The organism is Bacillus sp. SD075 (genome assembly GCF_017355165.1).
Lineage (GTDB): Bacteria > Bacillota > Bacilli > Bacillales > DSM-1321 > Peribacillus.
Map to the genome: position 1 here is coordinate 20,490 of NZ_JADILK010000040.1, position 18,412 is coordinate 38,901.

Sequence of the window (18,412 nt, forward strand, 5' to 3'; positions counted from 1 at the left end):
GCTGTGCCTTACCTGCTTTCTTATCTGCGGAAACTCCTCGTGCCTGTTCACATGAACTTGGCTGTTTTTTGTTTATTTAACTTCGACATTAATCTTGTTTGACTAATTGTATGTTTTTATTTTTCAATTGACGATTTTCAATTGCAACACTAACAACATGTTCCCAAGAATTCGCATAAATTTCCTGGTTGAATTTTCTTTCAACCTTTTTTAGAGCAGCCTTCCCCATCTTTATGGTTGCATTCGGATGTTGAACATGGAAATCATCGCTTCTGCTAGCATATCTATATTATTTTTTTGAACTAAAACTCCATTTTCTCCATTGTCAATTAATTCATGAGGTCCATATCTAATATCATAACTCACTACAGCTGTAGCATTAGACATGCTCTCTAATATAGAAAGGGAAAACCCTTCCGTTTTTGAAGCTAAGATACTGAAAAGAGCAATTTGATAAATTTTAGATGGTTCCTGGGTATATCCATTCAATTTTATGTAATCTGTAAGATTAGCATGATCAATAATCTTTTGTAACTCCGCTTTTTCCGAACCGTCTCCCCAAAACTCTAACTTCGCATCCGGAACTATCTTTACAACGATTTCAAATGCCTTAATAATATGATCTAAATTTTTAATGGCTGAGTACCTACTAATAACTACGGCTAGCCTTTCGTCTTTAACTAAACCAGGCCGGCCAAACCATCCAGTTTTTAAATGTGTTTTCGTCGCATGAGGAATAACATGCAAATTCGTTCTTTTCCCAAATCTATTTTCAATATCTGTCTTTTGTTGTTCCGTAAGAACTAAAGCAGCATCAATATGATCTAAATGATTGATTCCTGTTTGGACAGTTGAAGCGATGTCAGAATCAGCTTCCCATGGTGCCGTAAGGTGACTACTGTGTAACCGCCAGATTTTAGTAGCATTCTTATTCTTTACATTTATCATTAATACGTCAGTTTTCCGGGCATCTGCAACTAATACTGGGTTATCTGCTTCTTTAATTACTCGTTCGATCCAATCTAATTTTAGTTGATCATCATTGCTATAAATAGCCTTTATATCCCCATTTTCTTCAAACCAATTTACTCGAATAGCCTTGCCGTTTTCGGGATTTACCCATTTTGATAAATAAGCTTGGGAGCTGCTATTGTAAAAATTCATTTGTCTTGGTTTATTTGAAGCAAAATCCATAAAAGAAACTTTTCTTATCAAGCCATACTCATCATACACTTCTTTTTTGGTTCGATATCTTTGTTCATTAAAATAATCAATGAAATCTAAAGGCCCGTCTTCGTGAAATTTTTTATATTTCGTGTAAAGCCCATTTTCGTAAACCCTAAAAGCGTTATGTCCAACATGTGGATCTAAATATCCGGTCTCATGTGTAACTTCTGCAATCGTTAAATCCTCTTCACTTCCACAAAGCTCTTCATAGAGATTTAAAACTTTAACTTTTTCGTTTAGTTGTCCAAACTCTATTAATTTTTCTCGGATTCTTTCGTATCTCGTATCAAAATTGAATGTGAGTATATGCGTATCATAGCCCATTTCTGCAAATGTATTGGCTTGAGCTAACGAAGCCTTCGTTAACCCACCGCGCTGCACATCCAAAGAACCTATTAAAAAAAACATTGTTGCTTTCATTATTTTTTCTCCCGTCAATTATAAATATTTTCATCCAATTACATTATATAGCAATTTATTCATCCATTCACACTAAATATATTTCTTCACACTAAAATAAATAAGAATTTAGAACTATAAAAATAACCAGGGGACATAATACTAAAGTTTGGTATAACGAAAATAAGCCCTCTCCATTTGGAGAAGGCCGTTAGTTCAAGAAGAAGGAACAAATCTCAATTTAAATACTTTTCATGGTTTTTACTGGGTTTCCAGATAAATACGAATGATACCCTAATCTTCAACAAAATGGAAACAAACCCTTGCTTCCATGAGCAAAGGGCTGTTTTTTTATGAGTTTCTTTTATGATTCGTTTATAGCCAAATTTACGTAACGTGTTTTCATACTTGAACGGACATTAAAAAAACAACCCGTTCGGAAAAGTGTTTTTACGAACGGTAAATCTGTTCTTTTGATATCTGATTGGAAGCAGCGGGAACTTTTCGTGTCTTATAATTTATCATATCTGAAGAGTAAATCATGATACTTACCATTCCTCCTTGCGTTGTAGCTCGGATTAGGATAGGTTGATTGTACTTGTTTTTAAAACTAAAATCAGGACCATACCAGCTTACTGTAGCATCGCGGCCAGATGGAACATACGGGACGCTCCTAGTGTGGGAATAGCGTTGAATAGTTTGCAGCCCTGCATTGTCGATGGCATTAAACAGGGTGGATGACACCTGACAAATCCCTCCACCAATCCCTTCGGAAAACTCTCCTTTAACGATAACTCGAGCGAGCATATATCCTTTATTAACTGACCTCTTGCCTACGGTTTGATTAAAAGAAAACACCTCTCCTGGAAACACGACATGATTATTAATGGCTTCTGTAGCAAGCGCGATATTATTTGTACGATTTTTGTTGTTCACATTAAAATAAGTTCTATATTCACCTATCTTTTTTCCACGGATCTCCGCAAGTAATTCGCTGTCCACCTTTGGATGAACAGCAAGCAAAGGTACTTCTAGTTTGTATGCCCTACTGCTGTACAAAAGGGAATAAAATTGCTCTTTAAATGCTTGATGGTATAGCTTGTAACCTACCCGCTCCGGAATGATATTACCTAGTTTATCCATTGTGGCATTTATAGGTTTTTGGTACACTTGCCGGTCGATTTTTCCGACAAATTGATTGTATTTATGCACGTCCATGATAGGAACGTCCAATAAGGGCATAGTTATATCAGCATGGTTGACGCTAGCAATCGTTTTTCCTTGGTGGGTTATCGATAAGCTTTCAGAAATATTCACTGGTTGAACGAATAGTAAAAGTCCGGCAATCCATGATAATCGCATAGAATGCACCCCCACACTGGATTGGAATTTTGTTTTCGAATCTTCACAAATCTCATTTTAAGTCTTCATAGATCGCATCTTGATCAATGAACCAGCGATCAGTCAAACTATCCCTTCGAATCATAAAATGGATGACCTTACTTTCACTTCCTTCTCTCTCTTTATAAATCTTCACTTGAACCGGTACATCCACGAATAGTAATCCGTTTGCGTCTTCAAGTGGTTGTCTTGAAAAATCTCTAACTCCAAAGTATGTAATTTTTTCAGCAAGTTTAATGAAACGATGAGTATCATCCGTATTTGATAAGGTCATTGATAATAATTTTCCATCTCCTTGATTCATGGCAATGGTAAACATGTGGATAAGTTCGTAGGGACTTACCGTACTTAAATACTCATCAAGCTTACCGGCCGCTTTCAATATCATTAATTTATGAGCGGGATCTTCATTTTTCAAACGATGTGTTAAACTTCCATAGAAATGAATGCAGAAGTGTCCTGAAAACCCATTTTGAAGAGAACCGGCTCCATGTGGCATTCCATTCATAGAGGCAGCGATCATTTGATTATTAATCAATACAATAATGGCTCTTCTTTTCCAACTCCATTTATTATGATAAATTTCCTTCATAATCCTAGTATCAGCCTTGGTTAGTGGCTGAGCATCGGCATGATGACTACCTGCTCTTCGTTGAACCTTAAATGATAATCCCGTTTCAATGTCTATAATGGTGAAATTTGTTCTATTAGGAATAGTGTCGTTTACTATCTCCCAAGGTACTATCTCAATTTTAAAGTTTATAGGTACTTCTTCATCTTCCCAATCAATTGCATAGACCGAATCATTCACCATTAAGACAAATATAAAAATAAAAATTGCGATAAATCCTTTATAACATTTTTTTCTGTTCATATGGTTTCTCCTGCGTTTTTCTTATTATTACAGGACAGGACCATTTGAATACCTTTGAAAATTTGGAAATTTTTCAAATAAAACTCCAAAATGTTAATTGCTGTTGTAAAGGTTTGGGGGGAATCAGCTATAAAGGCTTCAAATGGCTCAATCAAAAAGTTCATTTGAAAGTGAACGACAGGATGTAAAACACATCTTACGTTGCATAACTCCACATTTAAAAAAATGAACCAACTACGTCAGTTCTCCCCTTGACCTTTCTCTACTGATTAGGGAGAAAATGGTTAAATTAGGGGCTGCCTTTATGAGGACAAGTTATAGAAGATGGAGAGACTATCCTTTTTCTAAGGAAAGAGACAATGATTTCCTAGACCCCTATTGGGCGAATGGAACCTTCTGAAAATATTGATTGGGTAACAGAGTTATTCATTGTAGGGGAGACATTAAAGTCGTTAACTTCCCGGCAAATACGAATCGTACAATATTGAAACCGAGTGTTGCCAGGGTGCAATAAACGATACTTTTGTTATGACGTGTTTTTTTAAAAATCATTAGGATGTTGCACGTCCAAATCAATAGGGCAGAACTCTCTCTACTGTGCTGTTTTCCAGCTTTCCCTTCTGGGTATAAAATCTAAATACGCTTCCATAATATTTTTGGTTCAGGTTAAGCTAACCTGAACCTTTAGTACATAAAGAATGAGCTGCATTAAAGTCAGCCCCGATCTTCAGCTAAAGCACCCCGATACACAATTGTTTCGAACTGCGACACAATAACTTTCCCTAGGCTGATTTCGTAAACATTGTTGCTTTTTAGTAGGAGTGCCATTGACAAATTCGATGCATAAAAATGAAATTCAGGTAATTCTGGAGGGCTTTAAGGTTAACTGGCTTTAGCTTATTAGGAGTAGGTCCTGCAAAAGAATCATCGCCAATAAATTTGTTTCTCGTATCCTCTAGTAAATGTTCACATACATCTGATCGGATAAACCCTCAGGTACCAGTGACAAGTATATTCATGTACGAATAACATCAATATGGTGTCATCCATATTCAGATAATCTTGATCCGTCCATCCAGTTATTTTTTCCAAACTTCCAGTATATCAGAGCCCACTCGATCCCATTCATATAAGGTAAGGGCAAGTTCTCTGCCTCGTTCGCCCATCTTTTTCATTAGTGATCTGTTTGATAGAATTTCTGTAATCTTTTCTGTAAAACATCCAGGATCTTCTGGATTCTCTACTACAAGCCCATTTTCTCCTATACGAATAACCTCTGGATTTCCGCCCCTTGCAGTTGTTACGATTGGAAGTCCTGCAGCCATTGCTTCATAATGCACGCGTGCAAGTGGTTCTTGCCATATTGATGTACAAACGAATAAATCAGCGGCAGCAAACCAATTTTGTATTTCACTAGGGGCGACAAAACCAGTAGAAACAACCGGGATAGGCAGCTTTTTTGCCAATGCTTTTACATAAGCTACATAATCAGTTATATCATTTTGGCTGAACCATTTACTTCCGACAATAACTAAAGCTAAATCCTTAAATTTACTTGAAAGCTCAGGTAATGCCCGAATTAGCCTATCGACTCCTTTATTACTTGATAGCCTTCCTGCAAATAATATGACCGTTTTGTTTTCAAGACCGTTTGTTTTACGTATTTCATTACGGATTTTTTGCATTTTCGAATGATGACCGGGTAGAAATCGATTGGTGTCTACACCAGAATAGATGGTGCGGATCTTTGATGAGGCTTGTGGATATAAACCTTTTATGACATTGCCTATATAATCACTGACCGTTACAATATCTGAAACTTCGTCTATGGCTGCTTTTGCTTCTTCCGGATAAATTTTCTCTGGATTAAACATATCATTATGCATGCTGAGGGTAATTTTTGAATTAGGTGCTGCTTGTCGGACTGGAAGGACTAGTCGAGGTCTATTAAATATATGAATTAGATCGAAATGATTTGCTTTAAGATAGCCAATGACCTCTTCTCGATATACTTCAAATATTTTTCCAGGTACACGTACATACCGGTTTCCATCAATCGTTTCTTGATCAGGGAGTGATGGGTCATTAATTCCTAAAACCGTAATATTATGGACTTTACCTAAATATGGAAGAATGCCCGAGATGTAGGTTTGAATGGCACCGCCTAGTACTGGAGGAACAGGAAGCTTTTCGGTACAAATCATTAAAATTTTCATGTTTGTTCTATTCCCTTCCAATCATCTTTAATTTCTTCTAAAACTGGCCATTTTGTCTGATCGGTATCAACAATTGTTTGAATCATTGTTGTTGTTTGATCATTTAAAAATAATTCAGGATCATATACTACTTCTTTAATATTCTTGTAAAATTCATTTGGAGATGATAAATCGATCATTAAGATATCGTATAGTTGCGATGAAATTGGATTTGCCTCGTGATAGGCCTGGATCATTTCTCTTACCCAAGTTGAATCCCATCTATATAAATCTGCCATTGTGCCGGTAATCAGTTTTCTCAAATCGCGAATAGGAAGGTCATAGGCAACACCGTCAAGGTCAATAATCCACATTCCATTAGTGCCCATTTGCCCATTTGACCAGCCGTAATCTTGATGAACTAATCCCCAATATTCATTTCCTTGTTGTGCTAACTCCAAATAGCTTGATTCATTTAATTTTTCTAAACTTCTTTTTGCTTGTTCTTCAAACTGATTTAAAACATTCAGTAAATAGGGGCTTGCAGGCATTTCTTCATATGCGTTAGCAATGTTTCGAAACCAATCCATTTTATTAATAACTTTTTGATAAGTCATTGGCCATTTATATAATCTGGATGCAACTTCAGCATGTTGAGGTGGAACATAACCTTTGCTTAAAAGGTGAAATTCGCCGAGAGCATTACAAAGGTGTTTCGCTCCTTCCAAATCTTTTGATACAGGGGCCAATGATTCTATCCACTCAGCGACGAACCATAACTTTTCCCCTGCCTCAACATAATTATTTCCATCTTTTGTTTTTACGATGGGCGGTACTCTTGCTTCCTTAACATTCACTAAATATTCTTGAGCTCCTAAGCTAAACATACTTCTTGTAGGTCTTCTGTGTAAAAGTTTTAAACTCTTTGGCCCTGAACTTGTTTCTAATTTCCATATAGAGCCACCTTTATCCGGCTTTGTTGTGACAACTTGCATGTTCTGAACGGAGAAAGCGTAATGTTCAAGAACTTCTCGTGCCATTTTTTCAATATATTCAGGAACAAAAAACTCATGAGTAAGTTCATCATCTTCCCAAGGCACAATTATTATTTTCTCCATGAAAACCCCTCCTATGATATATAAAAGTATTTTCCGCCAAAATAAAGGTAAGGTCACGACAGATTCATTATGTTCCAATATCAGGTCGTATCCATAACAAGCATTATTTTATACTCTAATGTTGATTATGTTCTTTCTTAAATATCCGTGATTAATCGACACCACTGGAGTAATCATACTTTTTATTAAACTATGTAAAGAAAAAACTTTTGTATCGGACAATTCACCCAAATTGTTAGTATTGTAGAACGATTAGGTTATAAAATGATCTGTAGATGATCCTTATTTAAAATTGTGATCCCGTTGCAAATATGACCTGTTAGAAATATGGAATCCCCATATCCTTTCATCTATGAATTCAATCTCGCCTTGGACAGACTTCCCCCTTATTGAAGTTGTCCTTTTTTCCATATGCTGCTTCACCTCCACTCCTGAGATGATGCCGTACCCTTTCTTTCTTCTGATGCGGGCCATATCGATGAACCCAACGCATAACCCATGTGTGAGCGATCGATAAGCCGCGTACTTCCATCATCTCCACTTAATTACGAAGGCTCAAGTTGCACCGCGGGTACCATTCCCCTGATAACAAAATCATGTCAGGCTGATAATGTTTCCACTTGAATGAATTTTGACTTTCCATCCTTTCACCCACCCCTTTTAAAGATTGATAGTATGAGGATGTCCAAGATTTAGAGATCAATCGCTAGTATTGAAGTTTTTGCACCCGAACCCTTTCGGCCCTATTTTAGTCAATTTTGCACAACCAACTTTATAACCCAGCTATCTTCTCCAATGACTTGTTATTACTTTGTCATCGCTGGTTTTCGTAGTACTTCAGAATAAGCGGTGCAAAAATTTTTTCGCAGGAATTCAATTATTTTATATCGAATTACTATGAAGAATTTTATAAAGGAGAAGGAGGATTATAGTGGGGATAAAGATTGATGAATACGAACTTCATGATAAGGATTCAGGTCCTTATGGAATAACTGCTGGAAAAGATGGTGCGCTATGGTTTACACAACATAAGGCAAATCAAATTGGGCGAATGACTGTTAACGGTGAAGTCACTCATTTCGTTGTTCCTACACCCAATGCAGGTGTGCTATCCATCATCTCCACAACTCAGGGTGATGTATGGTTTACCGAAAATAAGGCGAATAAAATTGGAAAACTGACAGTAACGGGTGAAATCATCGAATATACTCTCCCGGGTCCAAATTCCGTACCTTTTGGAATAGCTGAAGGACACAATGGAGACATTTGGTTTACTGAAATGAATGGAAATAGGATTGGGCGAATTTTACCATCAGGTGAAATTATTCAGTATGATTTACCGAGCCCTGGCTCCTATCCCTCTTTTATTGTTGCTGGATCTGACGGTGCCATTTGGTTTACCGAGAATCAGAGTAATCAAATCGGTCGGATTACGATGCTCGGGGAAGTGACTAATTACACATTGCCAACAAAACACGCTGGTCCTGTAGGCATTACAAGTGGACCGGACGATGCACTCTGGTTTACGGAAATTAACGGAAATAAAATCGGTCGAATTACTACCTCTGGAATAATAAGTGAATACACCATCCCTACTGCAAATGCTCGCCCACACGCAATAGTAACGGGTGCTGACCATACTTTATGGTTCACTGAATGGGGAAGTAATCAAATTGGCCGAATTACAATGCATGGGGAAATTACGGAATATCTAATTCCCACTCAAAATGCGGAGCCACATGGAATTGCATTAGGGCCTGATGGTGCCATTTGGTTCGCTGAGGAATGCAATAAGATTGGTCGGCTACGTTTATAATGAAAATCCTGAAAGGCAGTGGATATCCATGGAATCCAATAAACAACATGGGCGAAATGCTAAGACTTTAATAGGGGGAAAATCACAGAAATGATCAAACTTTTTATAATGGAATGATTCAATTGGACGGCCCCTTTATTTCCATATGAAAAAGCTGCCTTAAAGACAGCTCCGATCTTTAGCTAACGCACCCGCTAGTTTAATAATCTCATTTAAACCCTCTACATTCTATTCCATCCACTTTTTGTAGAGTGCATCAAATTTTCCCTGGAGCTTCATTTCATCCGTCCACATTTCCAAATAGCTTGCATAAATGAAATCACCTCGTGGGATCATATAGCCTTTTTCACTATTTGTGAAAGGCTTGTCAGTTATAGCCGCATATAATCCGGGATCAGCTTTTGCATAAAGCATTGCTTCTACTGTGTCTGTGATCATAACATCATACGTGCCTTCTGCAACAAGATGTGGGATATCCAGATTGTTTTCTACAACAGTTACGTTGGCATTGCTTAGATACTGACGGACAAATTCTTCATTTGTTCCGCCTGGATTTACGCCAATGCGTACAGAAGACTTGTTGATATCTTCAATGGTAAGATACTTGTCTTTATCTTCCTTGCGAATCAAAGGCACCTTACCGAATGAAAGGTAACCTTGGGATACATAAGCGCTTTTTTGTCTGGCTGTGTTGCGAGTCACACCGCCCACAGCGATGTCAAATTTGTCCGCTTCCAGGTCTTTCATCATCGTAGACCATGTGGTAGGGACAAATTCCACCTCCACACCAAGGTCATTGCCAAGCTCTTTGGCCGCGTCCACGTCAAAGCCTTCATACTCATTTGTTTCTCGGTTCAAATAGGTAAAAGGTTTATAGTCCCCGGTCATTCCTACCCGAATGGCTCCCCTTTCGATTATTTCATCAAGCCGGGAAGTCCCAACATTTTTCAAATGCCCTGGTGCATTTTCTGAAGCGGGTTCAGCCGATACGTTTTGTGAGGAGATTAGGTCGTGGCCGCCGTATCCTGTACCTAGCAAAGATAAGCTGATCACCCCAGCCATTAGTGTTTTTTTCCGATTGTTAAACATGTGATCTTCCCTCCATTACTCGCTATATTTTTTATTTATCTACCAATTATTAAAAATACAACAAAATAAATGAATCACCTTCAAAAAACAAACACTTTTTTATATTTAGGTTAGATGGGTATAACAGTCGATATGAAAAGGACTACACTTATTAGATCTAACTAAAATGTGTAGTCCTAATTTACTTTCTTGTTGAACGGAAGCACCGTTCTTTCCATAAGCAAAAAAACGGCCAATACGGCAGCTCTGGGTCTTGAACTCGTTAGTTGAAGTACATTCCTTCACAATCATACAAATACCAAAAGGCATATCTCAAATAAGGGACTACTTACTTTGCACAAACAATGAAACTATTTAATGCATGCTCACCTCCATTCGAATTGTTCATCAATTCATAATAACTAGTTATCAACGATTGTATCATGGAAGGAACTTTACTAAATTCTGCACGGATACTATTTGCATAACTTTTTTCCCATTGACCGTCTTGTAATAAGGTTGCATCGACTGTAAGTTGTTTTACCACTTCAAAATTTGCTTGCTGGAGTAGCCGGTGAATTTGAGTTTTATGAAACAAGTTTTGGATATTCCCTTCATTTTTCACGAAGTTTGAATACAATGCTAGAATGGAAACTGCACAAAAGTGGGAACGTTGCGTAATGCAGGTAAAATCGAGGTCCCATTCTGCAAAACATATATAGTTTGCCAACCCACGAATTTTTTTAAAGTAATTCAATAAATCTTCCGGTTGCTTGAAATACCATGAACAATGGGATAATACCGCCACATCAAATGGTATGGTTGATTCAAAAAAATCAAAATCCATTTCAAAATGGAAGTCAATACGTTCCCCTAATGGAGATTTCCTAATGCGTTCGGTTGCTTGACCTAAAGTTAACGGTGCTCCGTAATCGGGACTAGCGATATCTATTGCGACAACACTCCCGTTTTCTCCTACTGCGTCAGCTAATGCAACGGTTGTATCCCCCTGCCCACATCCTATTTCTAATACACGCATTCCTTTTTGGATCCCAAATGCCTTTACTAATTCCAAACGGTGCTGCAACTGAACCTGTTGTATCAAATCATCTTCAAATAATTGATAATTCAATAAAAAGGATATTGTTTTTTCGTTTAGTTGAAAGGACTTCAAGTATGATTCACCCCACATTTATGCTGCCACAGGCAACCTCTGTTATTGAAGTAACGCAGCCATTAGTTCTATCAGAAAAGCGATTCTTATTTAAGAATCGCGCCCTTTTGCTGAATACTTACTTCACCGTTACATCTGTGATATACCGTTTAAGAATAAAACGAAAACAAAGCTAATAAAAGTAAAACCAGCAAGCGGAATCGCAAAGGCTTTGTTGTTCTTAAACTCAAATATTGTAAATAAGGCACCTAAAGCACAAACAATAAACCATGATGGGATAAAAATTAAATCTGCAACATTAACAGGAAGCAATGTATAAAAACCTGTAATGTATAATATCCAATTGATAAGTAATAGACCGAATATACAATAAGACCACTTATAAGGAGGTGAACCTTTCCCATATTTTCTAACCATTAGTAACGGAAAAACGAAGATAATAACTAATATGGCTCCAAAAAGTCCAATTAAAATCAAAGTTAACCCCAAAATACATACTCCTTTCGTATTGGTTATTCAATTCCCCTGACTATTTAACGATATGGTCCTATCCTTTATTTAAAATAGGCACCAGTCCATAAGGAAACACCCACTTTATTTATTGTTTTATAATAACAATAAATATTTGTTACTTTTTGATGTATTTTTATCGTTAAAATTATAACCTCTTCTCAAAATGAAATAAAAAAGCATCTCTAATTAGACAGAGATACTTTAAAAAATATAGTGGATAAGTACAATCCTCCACAATCTGGCCCTTTAACGGAATGCTTATAGATCTTGTTGATTAACATTTAGTTCAATCAAATTACCATCAGGGTCGGCACAGAAAATTTGTGCGAATCCACTTTTTCCGTATGGTTTTTCAAGGATTTCAACTGCATTCTGTTTTAACCATTTAAGAGTATCATAGTAGTTCTCGACTCTAAGGGCAAAGTGACCTTCTCTGCTGGATAATCTTTTATCCTTACGAATCGTCTGTGAAGAGGGATCGACTATCAAGTGAAGTTGATGTCCCTCTATTTCATACCAGACACCTGGAAAATCAAAATTAGGACGCTGTATTTCTTTTAAACATAAAGTTTTACCATAGAATTCTTTTGCTCTTTCCAAATCAGTCACGGTAAGACTTACATGTTGGAGGCATTTATATTTAATCAAAACCTTCACTTCTTTCATGTCAACTATTTTATTTTTCACCTTGTTGTTTTTAACTAAGATGAGCCTCGTACCGCATCTGACGCTTGATCGGTTCATTTAAACAATTCGGCAACTAGAATCAATAATCCTTCTTCAACTAAACTACGCTCGATAGATGTTTTAAAAAAACTAACTTAAAGTCAGCATCCTCGCACCCATTAGCTAAATAGACTATATAAAAATCCTATTTCTGGTGATATTATTCTTGAATCTCTTTAATCTTCTTTCACCGAAATAGGCGTATCCATTTCTTTAGTTTTTCTACTTTTGTAAATAAGTATCTTGATTCATTTTTTCTATTCTTTCATTAATTTCATTAATAAAACTTCGATTTCCACATATAATTGTCCGTTCTTTTAAAATTTGACCGACTTACTGTTTTGGTTATAATTCATGATTGGCCTCTTGATATGTTGAAAGTGTCCTTTTCGCTTGCGAGCTTGGGACACTTTCATATCAAGAGGTCTTTTTGTGCTCAGATCTCACTTTCGTTCATTACTTTTTTACTTTAGTAAGCTCGCTTCCAAATCCCGTATCGGTTACTTTACTTCCTTCAGTATCTGGTTGATTTGGATTGTTATTACGTTTCATCATTGTTTTCCTCCTTTTTCATAACTTAAACATTTCCATAATTTTGTCTATATCCTGATTTATTATTCCATTAACCTGGCCCATTTAGCATTCCTGTAGATCGTTAAATATCAGATTTGAAAAAAATAGAGCCCCTCAGTAAGATTCGAGTATAGAGTCCAATCTAACTCAAAGTCTTAAGGAGGAAGCCATACTATGAATGTTAAAATGCAAAACAAACATATTTTTAAATTCCTGTCATTCAACAATATCTCTATCTTGGAATGCTTGATGTATTTACTATAAACTTACTATAAACCTTATCATAAAGCTTGATGGCACCATAGCCAAGCACCCCCCCAGAGGTATTTAGCATTAGGTCATCCACATCAAAAATCCCGATAGAAAAAACAATCTGTAAGCATTCCAAGTATAAACTTAAACTCAAAGATAGAGCTAATACTCCTATGGATGACATCCCTTTATTTTTAGACAATAATACAAGAAACACTCCAAATGGTATGAACAATGCGATATTCCCAACCAAATTACTTAAATCATGCCACGATAGACTCTGAACATTAATGAACATTGTTTTAAACGGGATAAAATTACCTCTTTGCAATTGGTACATGAGATTATCAGGGTTCCCAAGATTCCTCTGAAGTTGATGCCAGAGAAAGGCCATATCTCTCCAGCGGAACTTAAATAGAATGATTGTAAGTAATGCGTACATATAAAAGACAAATAGTGCTAGTACAAAAATTCTGTTCATTAATTTCATTTTTTTCATTCCGCCATCCTTACCTCCTTGAAATTAGTTTGTGTTGTTCCGGGAAACACTGTCACAATTACACCATCCATATTGTTGCCTGATATCTCCCAACGAAGATTGGAAGGCACATGAATGGTCATATCTTCGGTAACAGGGTAATAAGAGATCTCATATTTTTCATTATATATAGTAGTTAAAATGGACTTTTGTTGTTTTAGGAAATCCAAATATTCTTCTAAAGAAAAATTCTTTTCCTCCATAATCACACTGTGCGGCAATCCAACATAGCGAATATGCCAAGGTTCATACTGAATGCCTGTGATTGCCATTTTGTCCTTTGGATAGCGTATAATAAAGCCGTATTTCCAAGCATTTTTTTCTAGCCACTTACCTTCAGGTGCCTCTTCCATTTTCATTTGGGTAGATCCTACATCAAGCGATAAACCCAAATTGTGTTCGCTATGGCCTGCAGGCAAGGCATAGTCAGACCCCATTTCTTGATAAAGTGCATTTTGCTCATCAAAGTCTCGAAAGCCACTATTAATTAAAAAATGGCGAACCCCCTCTTTTTCAGCAGCAGCTATGATCGTCGAAAATTCATGTGCAACATCCTCTGACAATTTAATTTCGTTATCATGCAACCCGTATCCCTTTGTCAATTCTTTATGCGTAAATAAATGTACAACATCTGATTTTATACTCTCTTGGTGAATCGGATATTCATTATTAACCAAGAGTAAATTTCCTTGAAAGACCAGATCTTTTGTAATCTCTATCGTTTGGAAACTTTCAGAGGTCTCCCTATTATCTAGATGATCATTGTTGTTTTTTTCATAACTTTGAATCTCGACTTTATCTTGAAAAGACGATTCTTTATTAACGAATGCAAAACTCAGGCACAATACTAAAAACAATAAAAATCCCCACTCCTTCATTTTCACGTTCCTCCTTATCTTATTGGTACTAGAATAGGAAAAACTTTTTAAAAAAAGAGTGGGGTAAAATTTAAATTTTTCTTAAATTCTTTATGAAACTTTTAAACTTGGTCAATCGGAACACTTTCCTGTGGTAAACGAACTTCAAATACAGTACGTATTAAACTACTTTCTGCCGTAATCGTTCCATTATGCTGCTCCACAATATTCTTTGCAATGAATAAACCAAGACCTGTGCTATCTTCTAGATGAGTTCGTGCTTTGTCACCGGTATAAAACATGTCAAAAAGATACGGGAGTTCATTCAGAGGTATACTATCTCCATAATTAACAACCTGAACTACCACTTCCCCTGCATCAACAAACCCGTTAATATCTACAAACTGACCATCATATCCATAACGATTTGCATTGGTTAAAAGATTTTCAAACACACGGGCTAACATCTCTCCGTCACCCAAAATAGGTAAATGGGGCAGAATATTCATTCGAGCGATCAACTTATTTTTCTCGAAAACAGGGTACAATTCTTCTGTTAATTGAAGAAGTAGGTCACTTAAATTAATTTGCCTTTTTTCAACTGGCAACATGCCATAGTTCATTCTAGTTATTTCGAATAATTCATCAATCAGTCTTTCTAAACGCTGAGATTTAGTAAAGGCAATCGTTAAAAAATGTCTGACTTGTTCTTTAGTCAACTTCTCATCCTTAAGGATTAAATCTAAATAACCTAAAACAGAAGTTAGCGGAGTACGTAAATCATGAGCCAAATTTACAACTAACTGTTCTTTACTGCTTTCTGAAAAATCGCCTCTTTGTATGGCTTCTTCTAATTTTTCACTTGCCAGATTAATTTCTTGTGCAATATCTTCAAATTCATCATTTGATTGGATATAAACCCGATGTTTGAAGTTGCCACGAGCGAGATAATGAATTCCGTTTGATATTTCATTGAAATAGGTAGAATAGGGCTTAGTGAGTAAATAGAAAAACAATATCGAAAGTGGGATAAATAGCATTAAAAAGAAGTTAATGTCTCCAACGCTGCCTATGAATTGACGAAGTTGGGCCAAGGGGTCACCATGACGAACCATCGTATGATAATAAAACTGTAGTCCTTTAAAGATTAAGTAAGTTATAATACCAGCCAGAAGCATACTTAAACCAAATAATATGATTATTTTGGAGCGAAAACTGCGAATAACTTTAGCCATTGAATGTATACCCAACTCCCCAAACGGTTTTGGTCAACTTGTTTTTCCTTTTATCTTCTCCAAGTTTTTTCCGTAAGGTACGAATATGCACCATTACCGTATTACCACCTTCAAAATATGCATCACCCCAAACTTGCTGAAAAATATTTTCTACACTATATACTTTCTTTGGGTGACTGGCTAATAAATACAAAATATCAAACTCTTTCGGTGTTAGCTCGATGTTTTCACCATAGAGCAAAACTGTACGTTGATCAGGATTAATCACTATTCCACCATATTCCAAGATAGTTTTATTATCTACTTTGGGTTGATTCAACTTCATAAAGCGCCGCAATTGAGCATTCACACGTGCAACCAATTCAATGGGGGTAAATGGTTTAGTCATATAATCATCTGCTCCAATCACTAGTCCATGTACCTTATCGAAATCAGAAGTTTTCGCACTCAAAAAAATGATAGGCATATTATATTGTTCCCGAATCTGATGGGTTACTTCATATCCATCCATTTTCGGCATCATAATATCCAAAATTAGCAAATCAATTGATTGAGTCTGGATAACATGTATGGCTTCTTGCCCATCATGTACTTTAATGACATGGTATCCTTCTTTTTCTAGATGGATTGCAATAAGATCAGCAATCTCCTCCTCATCATCAGCAATTAGAATCGATATACGTTTCATCTATTCCACTCCTATATCAAGTTACATTCAGTGAACTTATTACCTTCATCAAACCTTACAAAGCTGCACCATAAAAAAAAATCGATATTTTTGGTGAGGATGCCTTATCAGCAGAACCTTAACTAACATGGCATAATTTAGAGCTTGTATTTTATTTTCTATTATATCCAATATTATTCAAGAATCTGGCCCAATTGTTAAACAAAACAATATTAGTTGCATAAAGAAAAAAAGCTGCCTAAAAGTCAGCTCCGATCTTTAGCTAACACACAGTTGTATAACTGGGGGGAAACAACCCTTTGAAAAGTCAATCAAAATGGACAGGTTCTTGTGGATTATATAAATGTTTAAAAGCCAATTCAATTTGTGATTCCGTAGGTAGCCAAACAAAATAAACCCCCGCACCAGCTTTTTAGGCTGATACAAGGGCAATGGTCACATTTTATTGAATAAACAAATTTGTTTGGGTGCAAAAAGGGTCTTTAGCCTTTACGAATCTATCCCAGGCCTTTTTTTCATACATTTAGTGAATTAATCAAAAAAGATTAAATGCATATCACTATTAGTCCTTGATTTCGCAAAAAATTCCGCTTCATTTCCTCCATCAACAAAGTTACCAATACCCCGGAAAATACCACATTTGCCTCGTTCGATATATCTTACCCCTACATAATCATTATAACTGTCAGGATCGTACTCCCATAATTCAACTTTTAACTTCCCAGCTGGACCCACGTAAGAATCCCGACAAATCTTATAATCTCCACCAGTAGAGGCAAACACATCACTTTCAGCACCATTAGAATAAAGAGATTGTTCTCCTAAGTAATCCCAGCCACTTGCAAATGTAGAAGAAGGGAACAACAACGCAGCTAACAATGTCACAGCAACCAATTTAAACATTTTCATGCTCATTCCTCCTCACCCGTTTTGTTATTATTCTCCATTAATTTTAATCAATATTTTTTATATTATCATCTATCCAAAGGTTCAATTTTTCATGAAGCGTTTTTGTAGTATCCATTACTTCATGCCCTACATAGGAAATGTGAAAAAAAGTGAAATGTGCTCGTCATTCAGTTTTGAAATATATGTCTGAATCATCTTTAATCGTTTAATCCTTGCCGGATCAAGTAAACGAATTACCTCTGAATCCACCATTTGTGTAAAGGCGTCTCGATTTCTAATACCACCAATCAGCAGCATAGTTGTGGCTAAACTGGCGTTCCAATCCATTGAATAAGCCAAGGCTGAAATCCTTTCATGTTCCCAAGCTTTGGATCTGTTGCTACCTTAATTAGGCAATCATTATTCTGTTGGTGATTATGGGTTGAAAATGAGCTATGCTGATGTAGCGGGAACAAATGGTACTGTTTGGTCAGATGTAGATGCTTCATGTGAAGTTACTGATTCAAAAGCAGAAAAAGCAGGTTATGATATGAATGCTGTAGGAACTTATAAATTAAAGGGTAAGCTTAATAATGGCAATATAGTTCTTACTAGGTTATATAAAACTTACTTCTTTTAAATAAAACGAGTGAAGTTGCTCGTGTTTATCAAAAATTTACATATAGAGATTAAAATTTTTAATGGGGTTGAATTAAAATGAATGTATCGTCCTCTTATTTTATATTTGGTTTAATAAACATGATTTTAATGGTTGGAGCTATACCAGCTATCATATACGCTTTATATTTATTACGTAAAATTTCAAAAAAATAAAGAAAAAAAGGAAGAGGAACTTTTTTGTAGTTCCTC

The 18,412-nt window shown here is 36.3% G+C and carries 16 protein-coding genes and 2 pseudogenes; 2 read left to right on the forward strand and 16 right to left on the reverse strand.

What is annotated here, in order from left to right:
- Nucleotides 1-231 precede the first annotated feature (231 nt).
- From IOC57_RS20130 to IOC57_RS26055, 6 genes and pseudogenes are all read right to left on the reverse strand, one after another.
- Nucleotides 232-1,647 carry a glycosyltransferase gene (locus IOC57_RS20130; protein ID WP_207440362.1) on the reverse strand — a complete coding sequence of 472 codons (1,416 nt, stop codon included), beginning with the start codon at nt 1,645-1,647 and terminating at the stop codon, nt 232-234.
- A gap of 429 nt (nt 1,648-2,076) precedes the next feature.
- Entirely contained in the window at nt 2,077-2,988 is a 912-nt protein-coding gene (locus IOC57_RS20135; protein ID WP_207440363.1) for a VanW family protein, read from the reverse strand.
- Between the two features lie 52 nt (nt 2,989-3,040).
- Nucleotides 3,041-3,901, reverse strand: a complete 861-nt coding sequence (locus tag IOC57_RS20140) for a hypothetical protein (protein WP_207440364.1) — start codon at nt 3,899-3,901, stop codon at nt 3,041-3,043.
- A 1,082-nt stretch (nt 3,902-4,983) separates the two neighbouring features.
- A pseudogene (locus IOC57_RS20145) lies at nt 4,984-6,117 on the reverse strand (glycosyltransferase family 4 protein); the annotation flags it as partial.
- Nucleotides 6,114-7,214: a CotS family spore coat protein gene (locus tag IOC57_RS20150; protein ID WP_207440366.1), complete on the reverse strand. Its 1,101-nt coding sequence runs from the start codon at nt 7,212-7,214 to the stop codon at nt 6,114-6,116. The pseudogene IOC57_RS20145 and the gene IOC57_RS20150, both read right to left, overlap by 4 nt.
- A gap of 415 nt (nt 7,215-7,629) precedes the next feature.
- A pseudogene (locus IOC57_RS26055) lies at nt 7,630-7,857 on the reverse strand (IS6 family transposase); the annotation flags it as partial.
- Between the two features lie 288 nt (nt 7,858-8,145).
- Between IOC57_RS26055 and IOC57_RS20155 the strand changes: the two are divergent.
- Nucleotides 8,146-9,030 (forward strand): Vgb family protein, encoded by an 885-nt coding sequence (locus IOC57_RS20155; RefSeq protein WP_207440367.1) that lies wholly within the window; start codon nt 8,146-8,148, stop codon nt 9,028-9,030.
- Nucleotides 9,031-9,258: 228 nt separating this feature from the next.
- Here IOC57_RS20155 and IOC57_RS20160 read toward each other — a convergent pair whose 3' ends face one another.
- The 10 genes from IOC57_RS20160 to IOC57_RS20205 form a co-directional block, all read right to left on the reverse strand.
- The gene (locus IOC57_RS20160; RefSeq protein WP_207440368.1) at nt 9,259-10,119 is read right to left on the reverse strand and encodes a transporter substrate-binding domain-containing protein; all 861 of its coding nucleotides are present in this window, start codon (nt 10,117-10,119) and stop codon (nt 9,259-9,261) included.
- Between the two features lie 328 nt (nt 10,120-10,447).
- Entirely contained in the window at nt 10,448-11,272 is an 825-nt protein-coding gene (locus IOC57_RS20165) for an SAM-dependent methyltransferase (protein WP_286185074.1), read from the reverse strand.
- A gap of 129 nt (nt 11,273-11,401) precedes the next feature.
- Complete coding sequence (locus IOC57_RS20170; RefSeq protein WP_207440370.1) at nt 11,402-11,761, reverse strand: hypothetical protein; 360 nt, start codon at nt 11,759-11,761, stop codon at nt 11,402-11,404.
- Between the two features lie 282 nt (nt 11,762-12,043).
- A complete protein-coding gene (locus tag IOC57_RS20175) occupies nt 12,044-12,433 on the reverse strand; it encodes a VOC family protein (protein WP_207440371.1) in 390 nt (129 codons plus the stop codon).
- An 883-nt stretch (nt 12,434-13,316) separates the two neighbouring features.
- Nucleotides 13,317-13,835, reverse strand: coding sequence for a VanZ family protein (locus IOC57_RS20180; RefSeq protein WP_286185075.1), 519 nt, complete (start codon nt 13,833-13,835; stop codon nt 13,317-13,319).
- Nucleotides 13,832-14,752 (reverse strand): VanY-A/VanY-F/VanY-M family D-Ala-D-Ala carboxypeptidase, encoded by a 921-nt coding sequence (gene vanY, locus IOC57_RS20185; RefSeq protein WP_207440372.1) that lies wholly within the window; start codon nt 14,750-14,752, stop codon nt 13,832-13,834. The genes IOC57_RS20180 and vanY overlap by 4 nt, the downstream gene beginning before the upstream one ends.
- Before the next feature lie 101 nt (nt 14,753-14,853).
- Nucleotides 14,854-15,966: a HAMP domain-containing sensor histidine kinase gene (locus tag IOC57_RS20190; protein ID WP_207440373.1), complete on the reverse strand. Its 1,113-nt coding sequence runs from the start codon at nt 15,964-15,966 to the stop codon at nt 14,854-14,856.
- Entirely contained in the window at nt 15,959-16,654 is a 696-nt protein-coding gene (gene vanR / locus IOC57_RS20195) for a vancomycin resistance response regulator transcription factor, VanR-F/VanR-M family (RefSeq protein WP_207440374.1), read from the reverse strand. Before vanR ends, IOC57_RS20190 begins: the two co-directional genes overlap by 8 nt.
- A gap of 531 nt (nt 16,655-17,185) precedes the next feature.
- Nucleotides 17,186-17,563 (reverse strand): hypothetical protein, encoded by a 378-nt coding sequence (locus tag IOC57_RS20200; protein ID WP_286185076.1) that lies wholly within the window; start codon nt 17,561-17,563, stop codon nt 17,186-17,188.
- A gap of 126 nt (nt 17,564-17,689) precedes the next feature.
- On the reverse strand, nt 17,690-17,902 hold the full coding sequence (locus IOC57_RS20205; protein ID WP_207440376.1) for a hypothetical protein: 213 nt from the start codon (nt 17,900-17,902) through the stop codon (nt 17,690-17,692).
- An 88-nt stretch (nt 17,903-17,990) separates the two neighbouring features.
- Here IOC57_RS20205 and IOC57_RS20210 point away from each other — a divergent pair, with 88 nt between their 5' ends.
- Nucleotides 17,991-18,182: a hypothetical protein gene (locus IOC57_RS20210; protein WP_207440377.1), complete on the forward strand. Its 192-nt coding sequence runs from the start codon at nt 17,991-17,993 to the stop codon at nt 18,180-18,182.
- Nucleotides 18,183-18,412: the final 230 nt, after the last annotated feature.

Coding starts and splice junctions, on each gene's coding strand:
- IOC57_RS20160 (WP_207440368.1), bottom strand. CDS start 10,119: ATGTTTAACAATCGGAAAAAAACACTAATGGCTGGGGTGATCAGCTTA.
- IOC57_RS20200 (WP_286185076.1), bottom strand. CDS start 17,563: ATGAAAATGTTTAAATTGGTTGCTGTGACATTGTTAGCTGCGTTGTTG.
- IOC57_RS20135 (WP_207440363.1), bottom strand. CDS start 2,988: ATGCGATTATCATGGATTGCCGGACTTTTACTATTCGTTCAACCAGTG.
- IOC57_RS20190 (WP_207440373.1), bottom strand. CDS start 15,966: ATGGCTAAAGTTATTCGCAGTTTTCGCTCCAAAATAATCATATTATTT.
- IOC57_RS20150 (WP_207440366.1), bottom strand. CDS start 7,214: ATGGAGAAAATAATAATTGTGCCTTGGGAAGATGATGAACTTACTCAT.
- IOC57_RS20130 (WP_207440362.1), bottom strand. CDS start 1,647: ATGAAAGCAACAATGTTTTTTTTAATAGGTTCTTTGGATGTGCAGCGC.
- IOC57_RS20140 (WP_207440364.1), bottom strand. CDS start 3,901: ATGAACAGAAAAAAATGTTATAAAGGATTTATCGCAATTTTTATTTTT.
- IOC57_RS20180 (WP_286185075.1), bottom strand. CDS start 13,835: ATGAAAAAAATGAAATTAATGAACAGAATTTTTGTACTAGCACTATTT.
- IOC57_RS20210 (WP_207440377.1), top strand. CDS start 17,991: ATGAGCTATGCTGATGTAGCGGGAACAAATGGTACTGTTTGGTCAGAT.
- vanY (WP_207440372.1), bottom strand. CDS start 14,752: ATGAAGGAGTGGGGATTTTTATTGTTTTTAGTATTGTGCCTGAGTTTT.
- vanR (WP_207440374.1), bottom strand. CDS start 16,654: ATGAAACGTATATCGATTCTAATTGCTGATGATGAGGAGGAGATTGCT.